Here is an 18,586-nt window from a genome sequence, read left to right on the forward strand (position 1 = left end):
ATACAGAGCTACACTATATAGTAATTAAACACTAATAAAACCTATTTTTTTCTCAGAACCTCCTCATTTGTACACTCTTTTTTTATTTTCAATTAACGTTTAAATAAAAAAACGTATAATCCGCATCATTGCCAATTTTCATATATTAAATGCCTACTTCATACAGTAATAAATAATGATAAAAGAAAACAGAGGGTGGTTGTATATGACAATGACGGATATTTATAACTTTATGATTAAACATGGACGTATGCCACACTTCCACGATGAATTTCCGTTAATTTTATTCTGGAGCCAAAAAAGTGGCTGCACTTCACTAGCAAATTGGTTCTTTTATCAAATTGGATTATATGAAGAAGCGATTAATTACGATCCGTTTATTCATAACTACGAGTATGATATATACAAAAATTCTTTTTTTTACTATATACAAGTAGCTACAGAATTAAGGCTTAAACAAAAACACGCGTACAAACTTGTTAGAAACCCTTATAAACGAGCTGTCAGTTCTTTCTTATCACTCCTTTCACCACCCCATATAGAACATCCGGAATGGAGACCTATTCGTCAATTTCTGTACAGGGATGAGAATTGTAATAAGAAAATCTCCTTTAAACTTTATCTATATTATTTAAAATCTTTTGATTCTAATTCAGACATAATAAACCCGCACTATGCTCCACAATATATACAAAATGAAGAACGTTTTGTAACTAATTATATCTACCTAGAAAACTATTCTAAGGAAATCGCGAAACTAGAAGATCAATATGGATTAAAAAAATCTCCTTTAGATTTATTGGAAAAATCATGGCACCATCAGAACGACTATGCTATTTTTAAAGGGGACTACGCAGACGCTAACATAATAGACCCCTTATTTCCACGGCTCCCAACATATGATAGTTTTTATGACGCCGAAACTACTCAATTAGTTGAAGACATATTTAAAACAGATTTTACCATATACAAATACCCCTTTACGCCACTTTAAAATATATAATTTCTTGAATTTATATATTCAGAATATACATGCTAATTAAATGGGATGGAGCACATATAAAAATGTGCTCTTTTATCAAGGATTTATTAAAATCTCATATTACAACCAACATAGTGAATCCGAATATTATATATTTAATGCAGAATCTTAAAGCTTTTCCTTATAATGAGTAAACTAAAAGAATCTCAATCGGTCATTCTAACTAGCCAACCATCAGTCTTAAATACAAACTTATCTCTGCCCTTCTCAATAAGTATATTATTGGGGTAGAGACAATATAAGAGATTAAGAATGTGTAATCTCATCCAAATATAATCGATGTCTTTAAAATCAGAAGATGCTCATAATTTCTAATTAAAAAGAAGGAAACTTAATATTCAAAATCAGAACACTTAAAAACCAATCTTTTAAATGTAGAAGTTGTAAATACTCCCCCTTTTTTCTTTATTAGAAAAATATAGATAACCTATTCTATTTCACTATTGTTTAACAGCATTATTATTCTGATAACATTTTAAGAAAAGTTGTTGCCGCCCAAATGAAATACGCAAGTTGCGTAACGATATACATCGTAATTTCAAAACCTGTAAGCTTTCTTACCTTTTTTATTTTCTTTAAATATCTATAAAAACAAAATGAACATAAAATCAGTAAAACAATAGACATTTGATATAGATTTTCCACTAAAAGAACTGCCATTTATTTCATCACCTTTCCAATAAAGTGAAACTTTAATCAGTGGGGGGGTTGTTCATCCTCCACTGATTATCAGCCCTCACCAGTCGGGATTTAACGGGATAAAAAATATATAGTTCAAGCATATCATTTTAACGGAACTAATTACCGGAATTTTCAAATTAAATGAACTTCCTAAGTAAAAGAAGTAACTTTTTGGAAATGTTTCAATACAATATTATGTAATTCAATACGCTCTATATAATATTAGATTAGGTTTTCTTTTACTGTACATGCTTAGGAGGAAGTTTTACATGCAATTGATTCATAACATACAAAAAACGTTTAATAACCTATGTAACTACGATACGGTCAATTTAATACACGCTATTCAATCATTAAATATTTCACTTCATAAAATATCTCCTTTTATTACTTCACCAGTTAATCTTGAATACGGACGGAACGTTATCTATCAGTCTGAATTTGTAGAGATTTTAGTATTAAATTTCCCCAGCAAAGCAAAGACTTTTGTGCACGATCACGGAATATCTGTAGGATGTATACTAATAGTCAATGGTACGCTACAAAATATAACGTACGAAAATAATAGCGAGCGGATTGAAGAGTTTACAGAGGGAAATATTTTCACAGTAAAAAAAGATACTGTGCATAAAATGTATAATGCTACAGATTCGGCAGTAATAACTTTCCACGTATATTCCCCCCCATTAAAAGATGTCCAAATATATGAATAGTCTTTAGAAGGAGGAAATATGCAAAATTTGAAAGATTACTATATAAAGAGCTTACAAGATGGTCGTAACGTTTGGCTCTATGGACAAAAAGTAGATGTAACTACAGACAAACATTTTGCAGGAACATTAAGTACCATTTCTAATTTATTTTCATTGTTTGATGATCCAATACGAAGAGATTCTATTGGATATGTTAGCCCAAAAACGAAAGAATTTGTCCATACGGCCTTTTTAATTCCGAATTCCTATAACGAATTATTAATGAGGAGAACCGCTTTTGAAACGTGGAGTTATGCTACAGACGGTGTAATGAGTAGACTATCTGATTACGCAAGATCGAGACTTACCGGCTGGTACGTATCAAAATATTTTTATAAAAAATTCGATGTACAGTTTCCAGATAAAATTACATCTTATTATGAAGAAGCGAGAGATAATCACTTGTTCTTAAGCGTAGTTCAACGTGATCCACAAATAAATCGATCTACAGAATCAATGTTGAATACAAATGACTTAGGATTACTAAGAGTTACGAAGAAAACTTCTGACGGAATTTATTTAAGTGGTGCTAAAATGATCGGTACTGCTTCTCCTTATTCACATGATTTATTAATCTATCCATTAGCAAAACTGACTGATACTCAAAAAGATTTAGCTCACTTTCTCATTGTGGCAGCCAATTCTCCTGGATTACATATGGTTTGTAGAGAACCATTTGCGAATACACATTCAATTACAGTTGATTCCCCTCTTAGCTCACAGTACGATGAAATGGATGCACTATTAATCTTTGATAATGTATTTGTACCATGGGAACGTGTCTTACTATATAACAACCCTGAAGCGTTATGGGCAATAAAGTCAGATATAGCTTCTAGTAGTTTAGCTTATCACCAAGCAATTGTACGATTAGTAGTAAAGCTAGAATTTATAACTGCAATTGCTTGTGAAATTGCTGAAGCAATCGGTGCTACTACTTATTTGCATGTTCAAGAGAAGCTTGGGGAATTAATTATGCAAATCGAAACAATTCGCGCACTTTTAATTGCTGCAGAAGTTGAAGGTACTACAAATGAAACAAAAACTTATTTGCCAAAATTTAAATATATCGAAACTGCAAGGAATCTTGGTTCCAAATATTATCCCCGTGCAATAGAAATTTTACAATTAATTGGAGCAGGTGGTTTCATTCAACTTCCTTCGAGCTCGAATGACTTCCAGAGTCCAATAGATGATTTATTGAAAAAGCACTTTAAAGGAACAAATATAGATGCCGAACAACGCACAAAATTATTTAAGTTAGCCTGGGATATTATTGGAAGCCCATTAGGATCAAGACACGAATTATACGAAAGATTTTACGCGGGAGATTCAATACGAAATACAGCTACGCAATATGTAAATTATGATAAAAATCATTTTAAAAAGATGCTAAGTAAATATTTACATTAATGAAAAAGAGCACTTTTTGCTAAGAGTGCTCTTAAAAAACATATAGTTATTCAGTTACATATATAGTTGCTCCGGCCACAACTGCTACTTTTCTCCGTAATCGTTTCATTTTATTCAGCTTTATAACCTCTGGTATATGCTTCCTATCATATTTCCTCATATAGGCTTCTCCATCTGGAGTAACTAATTGTAAAACAATCTCACAACAAACCTCCTAATTCAAATTATTACTTTCTAAACTGAAAATCCAACTGTCTTGATTGCTTGATTTCCTCAATTACTTTACGAATACCTTCTTCAATCTTATCTTCTTTTACATTCGAAACATTTAATTTTAATAGTTTTTCTTTAGGAAAATCCCTCATATAATTCTTATCAATAGTATCGACACTTATTTGAATGTCACCTAATTTTTGTATAAGTGTTTCTGTAACTATGTTTTTCTGCATTTCTAAACAAGTGTGTATTCCAAGTGTGTTTTGTCTATTATATGTAAATAATGATGAATTTTTATTTTGCACTTTTTCTAATGTTTCTGCTAGTTTTATTGATCTATTGTAGTAGGAAGAATTAATTTTACTTTTATGACGTTCAAACATACCACTCTTTATATAAATTTCTAAAGCCGCTTGAGAAATCATCGGACTATCAATATCTAGTATTTTTTTGTATGTATAGAAAGCATTTGCAATGGATCGTGGGATGACCGCAACTCCAACCCGTAAACCTGGAAAAATAATCTTCGAATAACTTTTCAAATATATGACATGACTACAATTATCCAAGCTATATAACGGATCTGCTTTTGAATCAGTTTCTAAATCTGCTAAATAATCATCTTCCACTATAAATACATTGTATTTCTTAGCCAATAGTGTGATTTTTTCTTTCTCATCTTTAGAATAAGACGTTCCAAGCGGATGATGATATCTCGGTATCGTATAGAAGAATTTTATTTTTCCGGTTTGAAATATTTGCTCCAATTCATTCAAATCGATACCTTCATTCGTACGTTTAATACCGATTACAGGAACTTTATTTATTTCTAGATAATCAATATATAGATGATATGTTGGTTGTTCAATTAATACAGTTTCATTTCCATTCGGAAATGGTATAGAAGTTAATATAGCAAGTGCCTGCTGAACACCTGACGTTATAAAAATATTTTCTTCTTTTGTAAAGACTTGATAATTTGCTAGTTGTTTTTGAATAACTGGTATTAAAGATGGTAACCCTTTCGGCGTTCCATATACAAACAAATCATTTTTATACGTATCAATAGCCTTATTAATACAATGTTGAAAATCTAAATATGGGAAAACATCTGGATCTGGTGCTGAGGAAGCAAAATCAATTATCTCGTTATTTTCTATGGTACTCCCAGATTTCTTAACAACGTAATATCCACTTTGAGGGACAGAATATATAATATGACGCTTTTCTAATTCATGAAGCGCACGTATAACTGTCGCCTTATTACATTCATATTGCGTAACGAGTGACCGTATAGACGGTAATTTCTTTCCTTCATTTATTTCTCCATTTTGAATCATATTTTCTATGTCGTTTAAAATATGTAAATACTTATACATATTACACCTCCTTCAGCAATTTTCTATTTAATTATATCGATTTTATATTCATATAGCATTCATTCCTCAATTAGTTAATTTTCCGATCATCTATATCGTAAATCCCAATAGCGTATGAATCATTTTCAATCCATTTCTTTACTGCTTCTGTTTTAAGTACCCCTTCAACTTCTTTTTCTATTTTCTGTCCAAGTTCTCTCGCCCCTACTTCATCATCGCTAATCTTAGTTTTTATATCAATGGTAACAGGTTGATTCTTTTTATAATTTATTTGCTGAATCCCAAACCCTTCATATCCATTCTTCCTGAATACGTCATCAAATATCTGTCCAAAAACTAACTCCCATCTATGTTCTGCATTTACAATCTCCTTGTTTCTTTGAGATATATTTACTTTATAGGACATAATACCTTGAATTTGCAATCTTTTATTAATTTCTTTTTTATTTCGTTAGCATTTTCGCTATCAGCAATTTCTAAATCTACTATTCTTGCTTTTTCATCCCATATAGCAGCACTAAAAAAAGATTCCTCCTTTACCGCTGCTGTAGCAATATCCATCACTATAGAATCTTCACTTTTAGCATCTTCAATCTCATTCTCACAGGCACATAATAAAGCAAATGGAATTAAAAATACAAGTACCTTTGTTCCCTTTCTCATGTAGCACCCCTCCACACATTTTCATTTACGATAAACTTTTTACTTTGACATATAAATACCTTCTATAATTATTAAATTTAACATTTTCCCCACTTAACAAGGGAATTACAATTAATAAATAGAATATCTCTATGAATAAATAAAAAGTGAGGGATATATAATGCAACGTGTAAATACGATTGATATTAGTAATGTACTACAATTGGAAAAAACTCTTTCGACTTTATTAAATAAGATGATTTCTTCAAAACTAGACCTTGAAAATTGGTTAAAAGAGCAGTCAAAAGTAATTTGGGAAATCGAAGAACAATTAAGATTACATTACATCGCCTTTCAATGTAATACGGATGATGAAGAAATAAAGGATACATTTGAACATGATCAACAATTTGTAAAGCCACTTTTAAAGCGGTACCAAAATTTATTGGATAATAAATATTTAGAGTCACCTTTTCGAATGGAATTAGATTCTAACGTATATGGTTTATTAGATACAAAAATAAAAAATGCTCAAAAGTTATTTTGTGAGGAAAATATTGAATTAGAAATACAGGAAGACAAATTAGTCACAGAGTACTTTGAAATCACTGGAGGATTAAGTGCCATTTGGGACGGAGAAGAAAAAACGATAACAGAATTACAATCCTATTTACAAGATTCGAATCGTGACATCCGTAAAAAGGCAAAAACTATTATTTCTGAACAATTTTTATCTGTTGAAAAAGAACTCCAAAACATATTAAATCAATTAATTGAAATTCGCCATCAAAAAGCAAAAAATATTCAACTAGAGAATTATCGCGATTATATGTTCAAAAAATACGAGCGTTTTGATTATTCAGCGATAGATTGCTATGAACTAGCCGAATCCATACGTAAGTATGTTGTGCCTCTTAAAGATAAAATAATGCTAGAGAAAAAAGAAAAACTGCAAGTAGATACACTTCGCCCTTGGGATGTATCAGCTGTAACTCCAGATCAAAAAGTACTTAAACCTATTGCAAATGAAAATGATTTAATTGAAAAGAGCACTCATATCTTTAATAAACTAGATGTTGAATTTTCAGCACTTTTAAACCGAATGTATAAACACAATTGTCTTGATTTAACAAGCCGCAAAGGAAAAGCAGCTGGTGGCTTTTGTGAGTACTTACCAGCTTCACAATTATCTTATATTTTTATGAACTTAAATTATACACAAGATGATATTATCACTTTTATACATGAAATGGGTCATAGTATTCATAACGAACTCATAAAGCCATTAGAATTACGACAGTATATAGAAATTCCAGCTGAAACAGCTGAACTAGCCAGTATGACAATGGAGTTATTCTCGCTTAATTATTGGGATACCTTCTATACAGACAAAAAAGATTTAAAACAAGCAAAAATTAACTTCTTTAAAGATGTTATTTCATATTTACCTATTATGCTTATTGTAGATCAATTTCAACACTGGCTGTATGAAAATCCAATTCATACTTCTGAAGAAAGAAATGAAAAATACTTACAACTTCAAAAACATTATCAATCTAGCGTCATACATATTGATGGCTACGAAAACTGGATAGCAACGAGTTGGTTACCTGTACTCCATATTTTTGAAGTACCATTTTATTATATTGAATACGCGATTGCCCAACTTGGGGCATTACAAATGTATAAACAATATAAAGAGGATCCTAAGCAAACACTAGAAAATTATAAAAAGGCATTATCACTAGGAAGCTCGCAATCTATAAAAGAAGTATATGATGCAGCCGGTATTCGTTTTGATTTCTCTGGTGAAACCATTAAAGAACTAATGCTATTTGTAGAAAAAGAATTAGAATTACTTGAGCAATTATAAGAAGAAAACTACACCTATATTTTAGGTGTAGTTTTCTTCTTCATTTTATTAATCAGTTCTATGTACTGAGTATCACCATATCCGATTGTTGGAAAAAGATAAAACAACTTTGTTAATAATTCTTGATTTGATAAACCTTTATTTTTAGAGATGAATTTCATTACGATATTATCTTCTTTTAGCATTTCTAAATATAAATCTATAGCTTGATACATTACAGGTGGTACTTTATGATAAGTCTTTTTATGGTTTACTAATACTTCATTGTATATAGTAGAATAATCCCCCAATTCAAGTTCAATTTGATTTACTTTAAATTCATCCTCCCTGAAACTATTTAAGTATACTTTCCCTTCATAGCACGACTGCTCAAGGTATGAAAGTAAAGTAAGTAGATTCATTTGGCAAAACATATCTTCACCGAACCATAAAACAATACATTTATACTTTTTCGCAAATAGATTTTCTAACGGATCTATAACTTTTTTTGCATAATTTTCGACTGAACTGTTATGACCTTCTGCTCTTATTTTAATAAACTCTTCATCAAAAACTTGTGCAGTAACGCTATTTACACACATGGCCTCGTTAAATGGGGCATAATCAGACTCACCCATTAGCTCCTCCGTTTTAAATTCTTCATACATCATTTGACCATTCAATATGTTAAGTACATCTTTATCAAATAGCTCACTATTCTTATTACGTAACTGTTCAACCTCTAATTTTCTAGAAATATTCATTTTGAACTCCCCTTCTTTATTTATATTGAGTTTAACAAATGATTGAATAGGCATGTTGTTCGTTGGTATTCTCTTGGATTCATTCCAAAAATATTTTTACATATTCAATTTAGCCGTTCCTATTTATAGTGCGATAGAATATTCATTTGCTGGAAATGGGAATATCATTGACTATGAACATTCTATTACAAAAGCACTATTTGAAGGCTACCAAGAGGAAAATGAACTACCAAAAGAGATGATAGACAAGTTTCCATTATTTATTAAATTAAAGGAGATTTTTGAATATAGCTTAATGCATATGTATTGGGATAAAGAAGAATTAACGGAGGAACAAGTACGGATAATAAATCTTTATAGGTTAAAACTTGAAAATAATTATTCTTTAATAAATATGTAAAGCGAATGTTGTTTAACTACGTAACTATAGTTGAACAACATCCGCTAAAAACTTGACCGATTGGTAATGTTTTACATATCATCTTTTATTAGTTGTGATTCTTTTACGTGCTGTTTCTTAATTAATATGGCTTTATACAAAAACACTATACCTAGTACAGCGAAAATGATACTTACAGGAATGCGGGCAATATGAGGAAGGTAGCGCGGAAGAAAAAATAGACGGACTCTTTCATCCACATCAAATATTTCAAAGACAATCGGCACTATACTTTGGTGCACCAAGAAAAAGATTCCCATAAACACAAGAAGAATAACAACGGCAAGTTTTTTCTTCGGTAATTCCATTTCTTTATTACGAATTTTCTTTTTGTAATTATCACTGTTAATTTTCATCCCACTTTTCATTTCAAATAGCAACTCAGGGCCATTTCTTTCAAGTTTTTTGTAAGCGATACGCCCAAATAGCCATGCTAAAAACACTCCCGTACAAGCCCCAGTCGGTACACCTAACCATTGTATGAATTGTATATGTAATGATGTCCCCAACCATATAACTAGTAACGAAGGTATCGTTGTTACTAGCACCATCAACAGCATGAGCCACGTGGTTATAAACATTTTACTCGCATTCATATCGTCACCAGATATTATCGTTCCTCTTCCACGGCAATGTGGATCAGTAATTGGAATTAAATTAACTACAGAAAATAAGACAATAAGGCCGACTGCCCCACCAAGTAAAGCTGGGACTACTGCAAATACCCATGGATAAACGAAAGTAAGTCCGCTAGAAAAAGTGAAAATTATTGTAGTTAAAATTGCCACAGGACCAATAGCTATCAACCAAGCTAATTGGCGGCCACGCACGTCAATCCTTTCTGCGCCAGGTGTCACCAACGTTAACCATAACGCGCTTCCATCGAAACCATATAAATTACAAGCAAACATACCTGTAAATACAACCATAATTCCCCCCGCCCAAGGCATTAAGTAAGGTATATTAGCAATCGTAACTAAAATCCCATAAAATACACCTATCCATATGCCCATTCGCAGGAAACGGCCTCGTTGTGGATCTCTTCTCCAACTTTTAAGTTCCTTAGTTATAACAGCTCCTATTTTAGTTTCAAAAAAGATTTTAAAAGCCTTTCTATAATGCTTATTAATAATCTTCACTTGAACTTTTTTTGAATCTATCTCTTTACGTCTAGTCAATAATATAGTCCATATAAATAAAAGAAACCCACAAAATATTGTTATTGTACCTAAGAAAATAAAAGCTAATAACCAATTAGATTGACTAGCGTACTCTACAGCAAGTATCGTCCAACTAGATGGAATCATGTAAAATAGCGTAGTATCACTAAATATGATTCTATTGATTACAGGAAGTGCATACCAGCCGACATTTAGAAATGCAATGATGAAACCAATGAACATCGCTCCCATTTCCATACCGACTCTTGATTTCATCGCCTCACCCATAATACTAACTATTACTTTGGATAACAATACTACAAAAACTAACTGCAAAATAATTGCTGGAACTGCTACTATAATCGCATATATGCTAATTCTAGCTGCATAAATTAATAATCCTATAAAAGCTAAAAAACTAACCAGTGGTCCTACTCCTATAAAAGTTACACCGAGAAGCATCCTAGCTAGTTTATAAGAATTGAGCGGAAGCAACACAAAATATTCAGGGCGTAATATTTCGTCTCCTCCAGTAAGCATCGGACCTATAATCCATCCTACTGTCCAAATGGCGAATGTTACATATAGAATGCTTTTTGATATATTTTGTTCTGTTGGATAAAAAGAAAAAAGTAGAATAGTTCCAATTGCTAGCAACAAACCAACTAATCCTGTCATAATAAATAGAACTGCCCTGCCACGATTCATTGAATGTTTAAGTATTGATAACTTCATTTGAATTAAAACATTAACCAAGACAATTCCCCTCCTTTAGCGGCGGGTTTACCTACTAATCGAATGAAAATATCCTCTAGTTTTTCTTCACCACAAACATCTTCCATCTTTCCAGATGAAAGTACTCCCCCTTTCGAAATAATTGCAACGTGGTCACAAAGTTGTTCAACTAATGCCATGACGTGACTAGAAAATACTACAGAACCACCTGAACTAACAAATTTCTGTAAAATCTTTTTAATAGTAGTTGCAGAAATAGGATCTACCGCCTCAAACGGTTCATCGAGAACGAGTAATTTTGGCGCATGAAGAAGTGCAAGTGCAAGGCCGAGTTTTTTACGCATACCAGTAGAATAATTAATAACTAAAGTCCCCTCAGTATTATTCAACTCTAATACTGCAAGTAATTCTTCTGCCCGCTGAGCAACTTCATTGGCATCTATTCCTCTTAACAACCCCATATATGTTAATAATTCGCGACCAGTAAGTCTTTCTGGTAAAGCCAATCCATCTGGTAATACTCCAATCAACGTTTTAGCTTGTTTTGGATTACTCCAAACATCAATCCCAAAAACTTTAACGTTTCCGCCATCCGGTCGTAACAAACCAACAGCCATTGATAAAGATGTAGTTTTTCCTGCTCCGTTAGGTCCAACAACTCCATAAAAAGAACCACTTGGAATAGTTAAATCAATACAATTTACTGCAATAAATTCACCGAATCGCTTATGTAATTTCGAAAGTTGTAGCGCAGGAGCGGATTTCTCAAATTCGGTATTCAATGAAATCGATTCATCAGTTTTCATAAAACAGACTCCTTTTTTACTACTATATTCTTTGTAAACAAAATCCAATAATTTTACTCATTTAATTACAATACTGAAGCATTAATTTATTTAGCAATTCATTGTTATTAGCTGACACCTTTTACGTATTCCATAATAATTGCCTGTCTATCGTGTATCTTTGTCACTTCAAATACGTTTGGAACTGGCAGCCCGCATGAATAAGCATATTTTTGTTTTTTTGCTTCATTCATAGACTCTGTACCTGGAAGATATTCTTTAAATAACTTCACAATCTTATTATCATACAGATAAATTTCCGCTGTATTTCCTTTAGCCATTGGCTCACCTAAGTTCAAGTTTCACCCTCCTTAAACCATATAGTATTCTACACCCCTATTTTAAATTCACTGCAATGTTAGGAAATCCTTCTACTCACATAAATCCTATTATTACAAAAATCTCTGAAATGCTAAAAGAAAAGTACGTATCGAAAACAGCCATATAATTTTTCAGCATAATTATAGGGCGACTTTAATGATGTTGATAATTTTTTGTTTCGTTTGACTTAAATAATTGTTATTTTTAGTAGAAATTAATATACCAATCGGGATTTTAGAATTAAAGTCCTTAATCTTAAAAGATAGTATTTCTTCATTCAAAATTGTACCTTTCGGGATAATTCCTATCACATTTTCAAAAAGCATTTCTGGAATGAGGTTTAAAGCACTACAATTATAAACTCTTTTAAAAAATAAATTATTTTTCGCTAGGAGAGAACTTACAGATTGATACGAATAACAATTACTTTCTCCTACAATAACTGGATAATCTATAATATCAAATGCTTCAACGGATTCTTTTTGTAACAAAGGATGCTCGGGATTATTCACTATAAATTCAATCTGTTCATCACATATTGGGGTGAATTGTACCTTTGATTTATTTTCATTATTTCCGCACACCGCAAAATCAATCTTATTATGTTCTATCATTTCTGATAAAAGTGCTGTATTTCCCACTACAAAATCACAATGTATATATGGTTTTTCAGCATTTAAAAACTTTAATATTATTGGTATTAACCTTTTAGCAACGGATTCTAATAGGCCTATTCTCAAACTCCCTTTTTCTTCATTACTAATACGTTGTGCTTGAGTTATAGAATATTCCCAATGTGTTACTAAGTTTTCTACTTCCTCTGCAAAAAGTTTTCCTTCTTCTGTTAATCTTGCATCCCATCCTCTTTCAAATAACAGAAAACCAATTTCATTTTCCAGCTTTTTTATATGTGTTGTTACTGTTGATTGTGCATAGTTTAATTGTTTAGCAGCTTGTGAAAACGTTCCTTCTTCAATAATTTTTTTAAATGTAAGTAACTCTTTCATTTCCATTTCATACACCATCTTCATCGATTTTATTGATAATTCGTTAATATATTTTCAATTATACAAATGGAAATATTGGAAGTAAAATAAAATCAAAAGGAAAGGAGTCCTCTATTATGCCATTTGTCACTGTTTATCATCCTGAAAAATTATCCGATAATAAGTTATTAAAAAATGTAAGCAATCAAATTCACCATTCGTTAATTGAACATTTCAATATTCCCGAAAATGATTATTTTCAAATGTTTTTACCTTATCCTTCTCATCAACTTTTTTATAATTCATCTTATCTTTTAGAAGGTTCATTAAAACGATCCAATAATATGATTTATATTTCTATTACATGTGGACCTGGGAGAACAATTAATCAAAAAAAAGATTTATATAAAGCTATAGCCACTAGTACAGCTAATACTTTACAAATCTCTACTGCTGATGTTTTCATTACACTACACGAGACACCTATGGAGAATTGGTCATTTGGTCAAGGAATAGCCCAAATGTTAAATCAACATAATAACTAGACTTTAATTTTCCTTAAAACAAAATAAACTTACCGCTTTCTATAACTATATAGAAAGCGGTAAGTTTATTTTGCTAGGAATATTGGAATGAAACTCTGGTGTATACACAATAGAAAATGAATATCCCTGCACAATAAATGACACTTCATTATGTTTACATTCAAATGGCACATTATTTTTCTTAAAGTTAATTTGGATTCGCTGTAAAAATGCGAGATCCGCTGTTCCGAAAGAAACATGAACTTTCGGTGGTAAAGCTTTCATCGCGATTGGAATCCAAGGTCGCTGCCACCAAGTTGCGACGACATAAGCAGTGCCACCAACTACAAAGTTAAAAATATCCCCGTCTTCCATCGTTTTCATATTTAGATTTGATTTCAGCCATTCCCTAAAAATAGGTACACTTTTAACAGGAAGACCAATTTCCCTTACATATAAAATGTTTAAAGGTGACTGCGGTACTAATACATCTTCTTTAACATAACTATGCGCGATAATTTCGAGTAGATTTCCATCTCCGTCTTTAAAGTATAAATTGAATCGACCATCCTCTTCATCAATTGTATGACCATCTTTCCATTTCGCAATGAGTAATCCAGACTCCTCAAGCCATCTTGCTGTTTCATGAAATTTTGAATATGGGATTTCAAAAGCAAAATGTGCAGGTGCAATTGGTTCATACACTTCTTGAAAACTAATTGTTGTATAAGGTGTTACTTCAAATTGAATGAAGGATGCTGTTTCTTTTTTTATTGGAAAAGATAATATGTCCTTATACACTTGTTTTACCCCTTCTATGGAAACCGTTTGTAGTTTTATATCTGATATATGTGTAATCACTTTACATTCTCCCTCATTTCTTATTATCTATTCGTATTGTATTACACTTATAAATAGATAAAATCAAACGGAAGGATGGATTTTTTATATAGAAACTACAACTTTAGTATGAATATGTTAGCTTCTTTCATTGCTAGTACAGTAATGTTTCAAAACAATTATGCTCCATATTTCATTTTTTTGATTAACACTTTACTTATTTTTATTTTTTTAAGTTTCCCCTGCATTATTTCCATATAAAAAAGCTGCCTTTCCTTAAACGAAAAGCAGCTTTTACAATAAAATACATTAAGATTTTACAGCAATAATCATAAATCTTTTTATTAGTTGAACCAATCGGGCGTTTACGGGCAGTTGATCTCTCACCTAACTTCCTCGCATTTTCCTAACTTTGAGGTGAGAGTTTTACTGCCCGTTAATGCGGGATAAACCATATTTAGCAATTTTTCTTATTACTTATCCGCGTAAATAGCGATTAGTACGAAATTTGCGACTATGTACATACAAAGTGCGTACTTTTCACTTGATCCCTTTTAGCGAATAATAAAAGCATAAGTTATATTCTAAAGTTTTTTATTAAAGGAGTGGCTAAAATATGTCTATTACTACATTAAAAGATAAGCGTATTGTTATCATTGGCGGGAGTTCTGGTATTGGATTAGCAACGGCAACACAAGCAATTAAACAAGGTGCACATATTATTATTGCAGGGCGTTCGGAAGAAAAATTAAAGATTGCTAAAAAATTAATAAATAGCAATCATCTCCACACTTACGTATTGGATAATCAAAATAAAGAGCAATTACAAAATTTTTTCAAGACAGTTGGGAACTTTGATCATTTATTCACACCCGGAGCCTCTTACACACTTGGACCAATTACCTCTACAGAGGAAATTGCTGAAAGTAGCTTCATCGGAAAGTTTTGGCCTCAATATTATGCCGTAAAATATGCCATCCCTTTTCTTTCAAACTCTGGATCGATCGTGTTAATGTCCGGTGCCTTTAGTCAAAGACCAATTAAAGGTGCGCCTGCTTACGGAGCTTGTAATAGGGCTATTGAAAGCTTAGGGAAAGCTTTAGCTGTTGAATTAGCTCCTATAAGAGTTAATGTTGTTTCTCCTGGAACGATACAAAGAGAGAATGAACAAAACGAAAATAGACTAGCTGCTTATGAATCTTATAAATCTCTTTCTCTTGTAAAAAGGCCTGGCCATAATAATGAAATTGCACATACTGTTCTATATTTAATGCAAAATAGTTTTACTACGGGTAATGTATTATTTCCAGATGGAGGGTACACATATCATTAAATTATTTAAGACAAAAGCCCCTTATTACGGTGGCTTTTGTTGCTAATGTAAACATTGCTGAAATTTCCAAAAAAATGGTTGCATTTCTTTATTACCAACAGGTTGGTTTTTAGAAGATTCATTAAAGGAATCCATTATAATCCGCTCATTTTGTACATTTGCAAATAAAATTGTGCTAGTAGTTGACGAATCAAATCAAGAAGTAATTTATCTTGATATTTATGGATAAGTTTATAAAGAAAAAAGGCATATAAATAATGCCTTTTTTCTTTATCTTCATTTAACTGGATAACAAACTTCTGTAACCCACTTATTAGGATCGGATTCCATCGCTGGGCTCACATGATAAATATTAAACATCGGGCCTGCTAATTTGTAACCCTCTGTCTCAATCCATTTTGCCGCAGCCTCATTTACAGCTGTCATCTGTTCATAACTTCCATTAACTGTTATAGAAGCTACATTAGTCGATTCCATATTTTTAAATGTAACGTCTTTTGTATTTTCGTGCTTACCTAGAATACTTAGCTGTATTTCTATATCTACATCATTTTCTTTGTATTCACGATCATGGAAAACCGCAATACTATAACTCGGTTGGGCAATGCTAATATTTTCCATTTGAATTTCTTGCATTAATACACTCCATAAATCACCTTCGCAATTATACGATGGAATAATCTTTCTAACACTAGCTACAGTTCTTTCTGGAATTTCTTTTATTGAAACATGATAATTCATCTCAACAACATCCTCTCTCATCGTTTTCATTGAGTCTTCGAGGAGACGTAATTGTTTTTGGAGGTTATTCATGTCTTCTTTAATTTGAGCACTACGATTTAAAAATTGCTCTTTTATGGTATCTATATTATCGCATTCTATTATTTCTTTGATGGTAGCAATATTAAACCCCATAGCTTTTAACGTTTGAATTTGATTTACTTTTTTTAATTGGTCTGCTGAATAAAATCGATATCCACTCTGCTCATCGACTTTTACTGGTTGTAGTAATTCCACTTTATCGTAGTGTCTCAACATTCGTATACTAATGGAAGATAGTTTTGAAAAATCCCCTATTTTAAACATGATTTCCTCCTATAAGTTACATCTACTTTGAAGCTCAACTTTATCTTAAACAATGACATTGTGTGAGAGTCAACTGTTTATAACGTTTGAATTATATTTCTTTATTTACTTTTATATCCTCTTCCTTCTTTAGGTTATAAAAATTCACTAATTGATTCGATCGCGACTAGCAATCAATTGATTTACCTTCATATGAACCTCTATTCTTATTTCTCATTAAAAACATATTTGCAATATAATAATTACATAATGAATATTACCTATTATGCAATTATCCTCTCACTTCATGAATCTTATCCTTGTATATTTCAAACCACTGTTGCCATTCATCTTTAGAAAATTCTTTCTCTTCTCCTTCTAAAACGTAAGAAAAAAGATTTAAACAAATATGCCAACCAGCTATATCTCTCGGTGTATGATCTGTTAATTCATGAATGTACTCTTTAAGGAATAAAAGAGTACCATTTTCCTCTTTATGTATTTCAAATCGGACACGATCTTTATCCCAAGTAAATTCAAGTACTGAGTTTACTTGACACTCTAAAATATCAATGTTTATGAATGAACCGTTCATCATGTCGAACTTTATTATTCCACCCGTTTTAAGGCTTTCAATCTGTAAATTGGACATCCATTTTTTCAGCTTACTGTTTTCTGTTAATACAGACCAAACTTCTTCTGCCGTATATGGAAATTGGCGTTCAAATTTCACAATATATCCATCATTTAGTTTCCCAATTTCAGCTATCATTTTGATTGCCTCCTTATATAGAATATATGTTCTCATTTTATTTTACACGAATATAAATATAAAATAAATATTTATGTCAACGAAGTGTTAATTTAAAGTGAATGACGCTGAGAAAAACTTAAATATTTTCTAAATCGAGTTATATAGTATTGAAAATTAAATATAGATTTACGTACAAATAAAAAAGCCGCATTTGCGACTTATGAAATCATAGGATTAACTCCTTTTTTGGTTGAATGATTAGCGCTTAATCGCATCAACAATTAGCGATGGAAAACCAAGTTTATCGCCTTTATTTCTAGAATCATACCTTTTCGAACGGAAAATAACACCGTCGTTTGCATCCCATTCGTTGTAATAAAACTGACCATTTTCATCACAATATTCAAGTAAAACTACCTCGAATCCAGCAGTTTCAAACATTTTCGTTAATGTTTTATAATTATGAACGATTTTATGACTTGCTGCTGGATGATCTTTCGGACCGGGTCCCCCTATTTGAACTATATTTTGATATACCTCATCCTGAAAGAATGCATCAGGGACTCCGCACCGAATATGACCAGATGGTTTTAAAAATTCATAACAGATTTCAGCTGCTCTTACACCTTCTTCAAAAGTAAGGTGTTCCCATACATGCTCAGCTAAAATAGCTGAAATAGAGTTGTATTCAAATCTTTCTTCCCACGTAGCTTTATCTAGTAAGTTAAGTTCATCTTCTTGCGTTTGAATCCAGCCTGGATTATTATTAAACACTCCAGCTCCGACAACTACTTTAATTTCGTCTTGTTTTATTGCCACCATGTTCACCTCTTAAACATTTTA

At 31.8% G+C, this 18,586-nt stretch carries 17 protein-coding genes and 2 pseudogenes; 7 read left to right on the top strand and 12 right to left on the bottom strand.

Going from position 1 to position 18,586, the window contains the following annotated elements:
- Positions 1–205: 205 nt before the first annotated feature.
- Positions 206–994 (top strand): sulfotransferase family 2 domain-containing protein, encoded by a 789-nt coding sequence (locus tag QCI79_RS27700; protein ID WP_000178874.1) that lies wholly within the window; start codon positions 206–208, stop codon positions 992–994.
- Positions 995–1,501: 507 nt separating this feature from the next.
- Here the strand turns inward: QCI79_RS27700 and QCI79_RS27705 are convergent.
- Positions 1,502–1,702: a hypothetical protein gene (locus tag QCI79_RS27705; protein WP_000279695.1), complete on the bottom strand. Its 201-nt coding sequence runs from the start codon at positions 1,700–1,702 to the stop codon at positions 1,502–1,504.
- Between the two features lie 290 nt (positions 1,703–1,992).
- Here QCI79_RS27705 and QCI79_RS27710 point away from each other — a divergent pair, with 290 nt between their 5' ends.
- Both QCI79_RS27710 and QCI79_RS27715 read left to right on the top strand, forming a co-directional pair.
- A complete protein-coding gene (locus QCI79_RS27710; RefSeq protein ID WP_001176004.1) occupies positions 1,993–2,436 on the top strand; it encodes a cysteine dioxygenase in 444 nt (147 codons plus the stop codon).
- 18 nt (positions 2,437–2,454) lie between these two features.
- Positions 2,455–3,888: a 4-hydroxyphenylacetate 3-hydroxylase family protein gene (locus QCI79_RS27715; RefSeq protein ID WP_001180374.1), complete on the top strand. Its 1,434-nt coding sequence runs from the start codon at positions 2,455–2,457 to the stop codon at positions 3,886–3,888.
- 227 nt (positions 3,889–4,115) lie between these two features.
- Here the strand turns inward: QCI79_RS27715 and QCI79_RS27720 are convergent, their stop codons facing one another.
- Together QCI79_RS27720 and QCI79_RS27725 are read right to left on the bottom strand one after the other, a co-directional pair.
- Positions 4,116–5,483, bottom strand: a complete 1,368-nt coding sequence (locus QCI79_RS27720; RefSeq protein ID WP_000280116.1) for an aminotransferase-like domain-containing protein — start codon at positions 5,481–5,483, stop codon at positions 4,116–4,118.
- 70 nt (positions 5,484–5,553) lie between these two features.
- A pseudogene (locus QCI79_RS27725) lies at positions 5,554–6,146 on the bottom strand (DUF4030 domain-containing protein).
- Positions 6,147–6,306: 160 nt separating this feature from the next.
- Between QCI79_RS27725 and QCI79_RS27730 the strand changes: the two are divergent.
- On the top strand, positions 6,307–7,998 hold the full coding sequence (locus tag QCI79_RS27730; RefSeq protein ID WP_001190034.1) for a M3 family oligoendopeptidase: 1,692 nt from the start codon (positions 6,307–6,309) through the stop codon (positions 7,996–7,998).
- A gap of 14 nt (positions 7,999–8,012) precedes the next feature.
- Here the strand turns inward: QCI79_RS27730 and QCI79_RS27735 are convergent, their stop codons facing one another.
- Positions 8,013–8,741 carry a hypothetical protein gene (locus tag QCI79_RS27735; RefSeq protein WP_002101028.1) on the bottom strand — a complete coding sequence of 243 codons (729 nt, stop codon included), beginning with the start codon at positions 8,739–8,741 and terminating at the stop codon, positions 8,013–8,015.
- Positions 8,742–8,793: 52 nt separating this feature from the next.
- Here QCI79_RS27735 and QCI79_RS27740 point away from each other — a divergent pair, with 52 nt between their 5' ends.
- Positions 8,794–9,141: a hypothetical protein gene (locus tag QCI79_RS27740; protein ID WP_000899730.1), complete on the top strand. Its 348-nt coding sequence runs from the start codon at positions 8,794–8,796 to the stop codon at positions 9,139–9,141.
- Between the two features lie 71 nt (positions 9,142–9,212).
- Here QCI79_RS27740 and QCI79_RS27745 read toward each other — a convergent pair whose 3' ends face one another.
- From QCI79_RS27745 to QCI79_RS27760, 4 genes and pseudogenes are all read right to left on the bottom strand, one after another.
- The gene (locus QCI79_RS27745; protein WP_000248567.1) at positions 9,213–11,096 is read right to left on the bottom strand and encodes a hypothetical protein; all 1,884 of its coding nucleotides are present in this window, start codon (positions 11,094–11,096) and stop codon (positions 9,213–9,215) included.
- On the bottom strand, positions 11,081–11,881 hold the full coding sequence (locus QCI79_RS27750; protein ID WP_000845233.1) for an ABC transporter ATP-binding protein: 801 nt from the start codon (positions 11,879–11,881) through the stop codon (positions 11,081–11,083). The genes QCI79_RS27745 and QCI79_RS27750 overlap by 16 nt, the downstream gene beginning before the upstream one ends.
- A 110-nt stretch (positions 11,882–11,991) precedes the next feature.
- Positions 11,992–12,219, bottom strand: a pseudogene (locus QCI79_RS27755) (aminoglycoside phosphotransferase family protein); the annotation flags it as partial.
- 162 nt (positions 12,220–12,381) lie between these two features.
- On the bottom strand, positions 12,382–13,254 hold the full coding sequence (locus QCI79_RS27760; RefSeq protein ID WP_000425263.1) for a LysR family transcriptional regulator: 873 nt from the start codon (positions 13,252–13,254) through the stop codon (positions 12,382–12,384).
- 110 nt (positions 13,255–13,364) lie between these two features.
- Here QCI79_RS27760 and QCI79_RS27765 point away from each other — a divergent pair, with 110 nt between their 5' ends.
- Complete coding sequence (locus QCI79_RS27765; protein ID WP_001117408.1) at positions 13,365–13,772, top strand: tautomerase family protein; 408 nt, start codon at positions 13,365–13,367, stop codon at positions 13,770–13,772.
- A 45-nt stretch (positions 13,773–13,817) separates the two neighbouring features.
- Here the strand turns inward: QCI79_RS27765 and QCI79_RS27770 are convergent, their stop codons facing one another.
- The gene (locus QCI79_RS27770) at positions 13,818–14,612 is read right to left on the bottom strand and encodes a VOC family protein (protein WP_000627926.1); all 795 of its coding nucleotides are present in this window, start codon (positions 14,610–14,612) and stop codon (positions 13,818–13,820) included.
- 595 nt (positions 14,613–15,207) lie between these two features.
- Between QCI79_RS27770 and QCI79_RS27775 the strand changes: the two genes are divergently transcribed.
- On the top strand, positions 15,208–15,924 hold the full coding sequence (locus tag QCI79_RS27775) for an SDR family oxidoreductase (protein WP_000029095.1): 717 nt from the start codon (positions 15,208–15,210) through the stop codon (positions 15,922–15,924).
- A gap of 276 nt (positions 15,925–16,200) precedes the next feature.
- On the opposite strand, the gene QCI79_RS27780 is transcribed toward QCI79_RS27775, so the two are convergent.
- The 3 genes from QCI79_RS27780 to QCI79_RS27790 form a co-directional block, all read right to left on the bottom strand.
- Positions 16,201–17,010: a MerR family transcriptional regulator gene (locus QCI79_RS27780; protein ID WP_000472633.1), complete on the bottom strand. Its 810-nt coding sequence runs from the start codon at positions 17,008–17,010 to the stop codon at positions 16,201–16,203.
- Between the two features lie 271 nt (positions 17,011–17,281).
- Positions 17,282–17,761 (bottom strand): SRPBCC family protein, encoded by a 480-nt coding sequence (locus QCI79_RS27785; protein WP_000559838.1) that lies wholly within the window; start codon positions 17,759–17,761, stop codon positions 17,282–17,284.
- A 240-nt stretch (positions 17,762–18,001) separates the two neighbouring features.
- Complete coding sequence (locus QCI79_RS27790; RefSeq protein ID WP_000225725.1) at positions 18,002–18,565, bottom strand: class I SAM-dependent methyltransferase; 564 nt, start codon at positions 18,563–18,565, stop codon at positions 18,002–18,004.
- Positions 18,566–18,586: the final 21 nt, after the last annotated feature.

Origin of the sequence: Bacillus cereus group sp. MG1 (genome assembly GCF_040460035.1) — a bacterium.
Taxonomy (GTDB): domain Bacteria; phylum Bacillota; class Bacilli; order Bacillales; family Bacillaceae_G; genus Bacillus_A; species Bacillus_A cereus.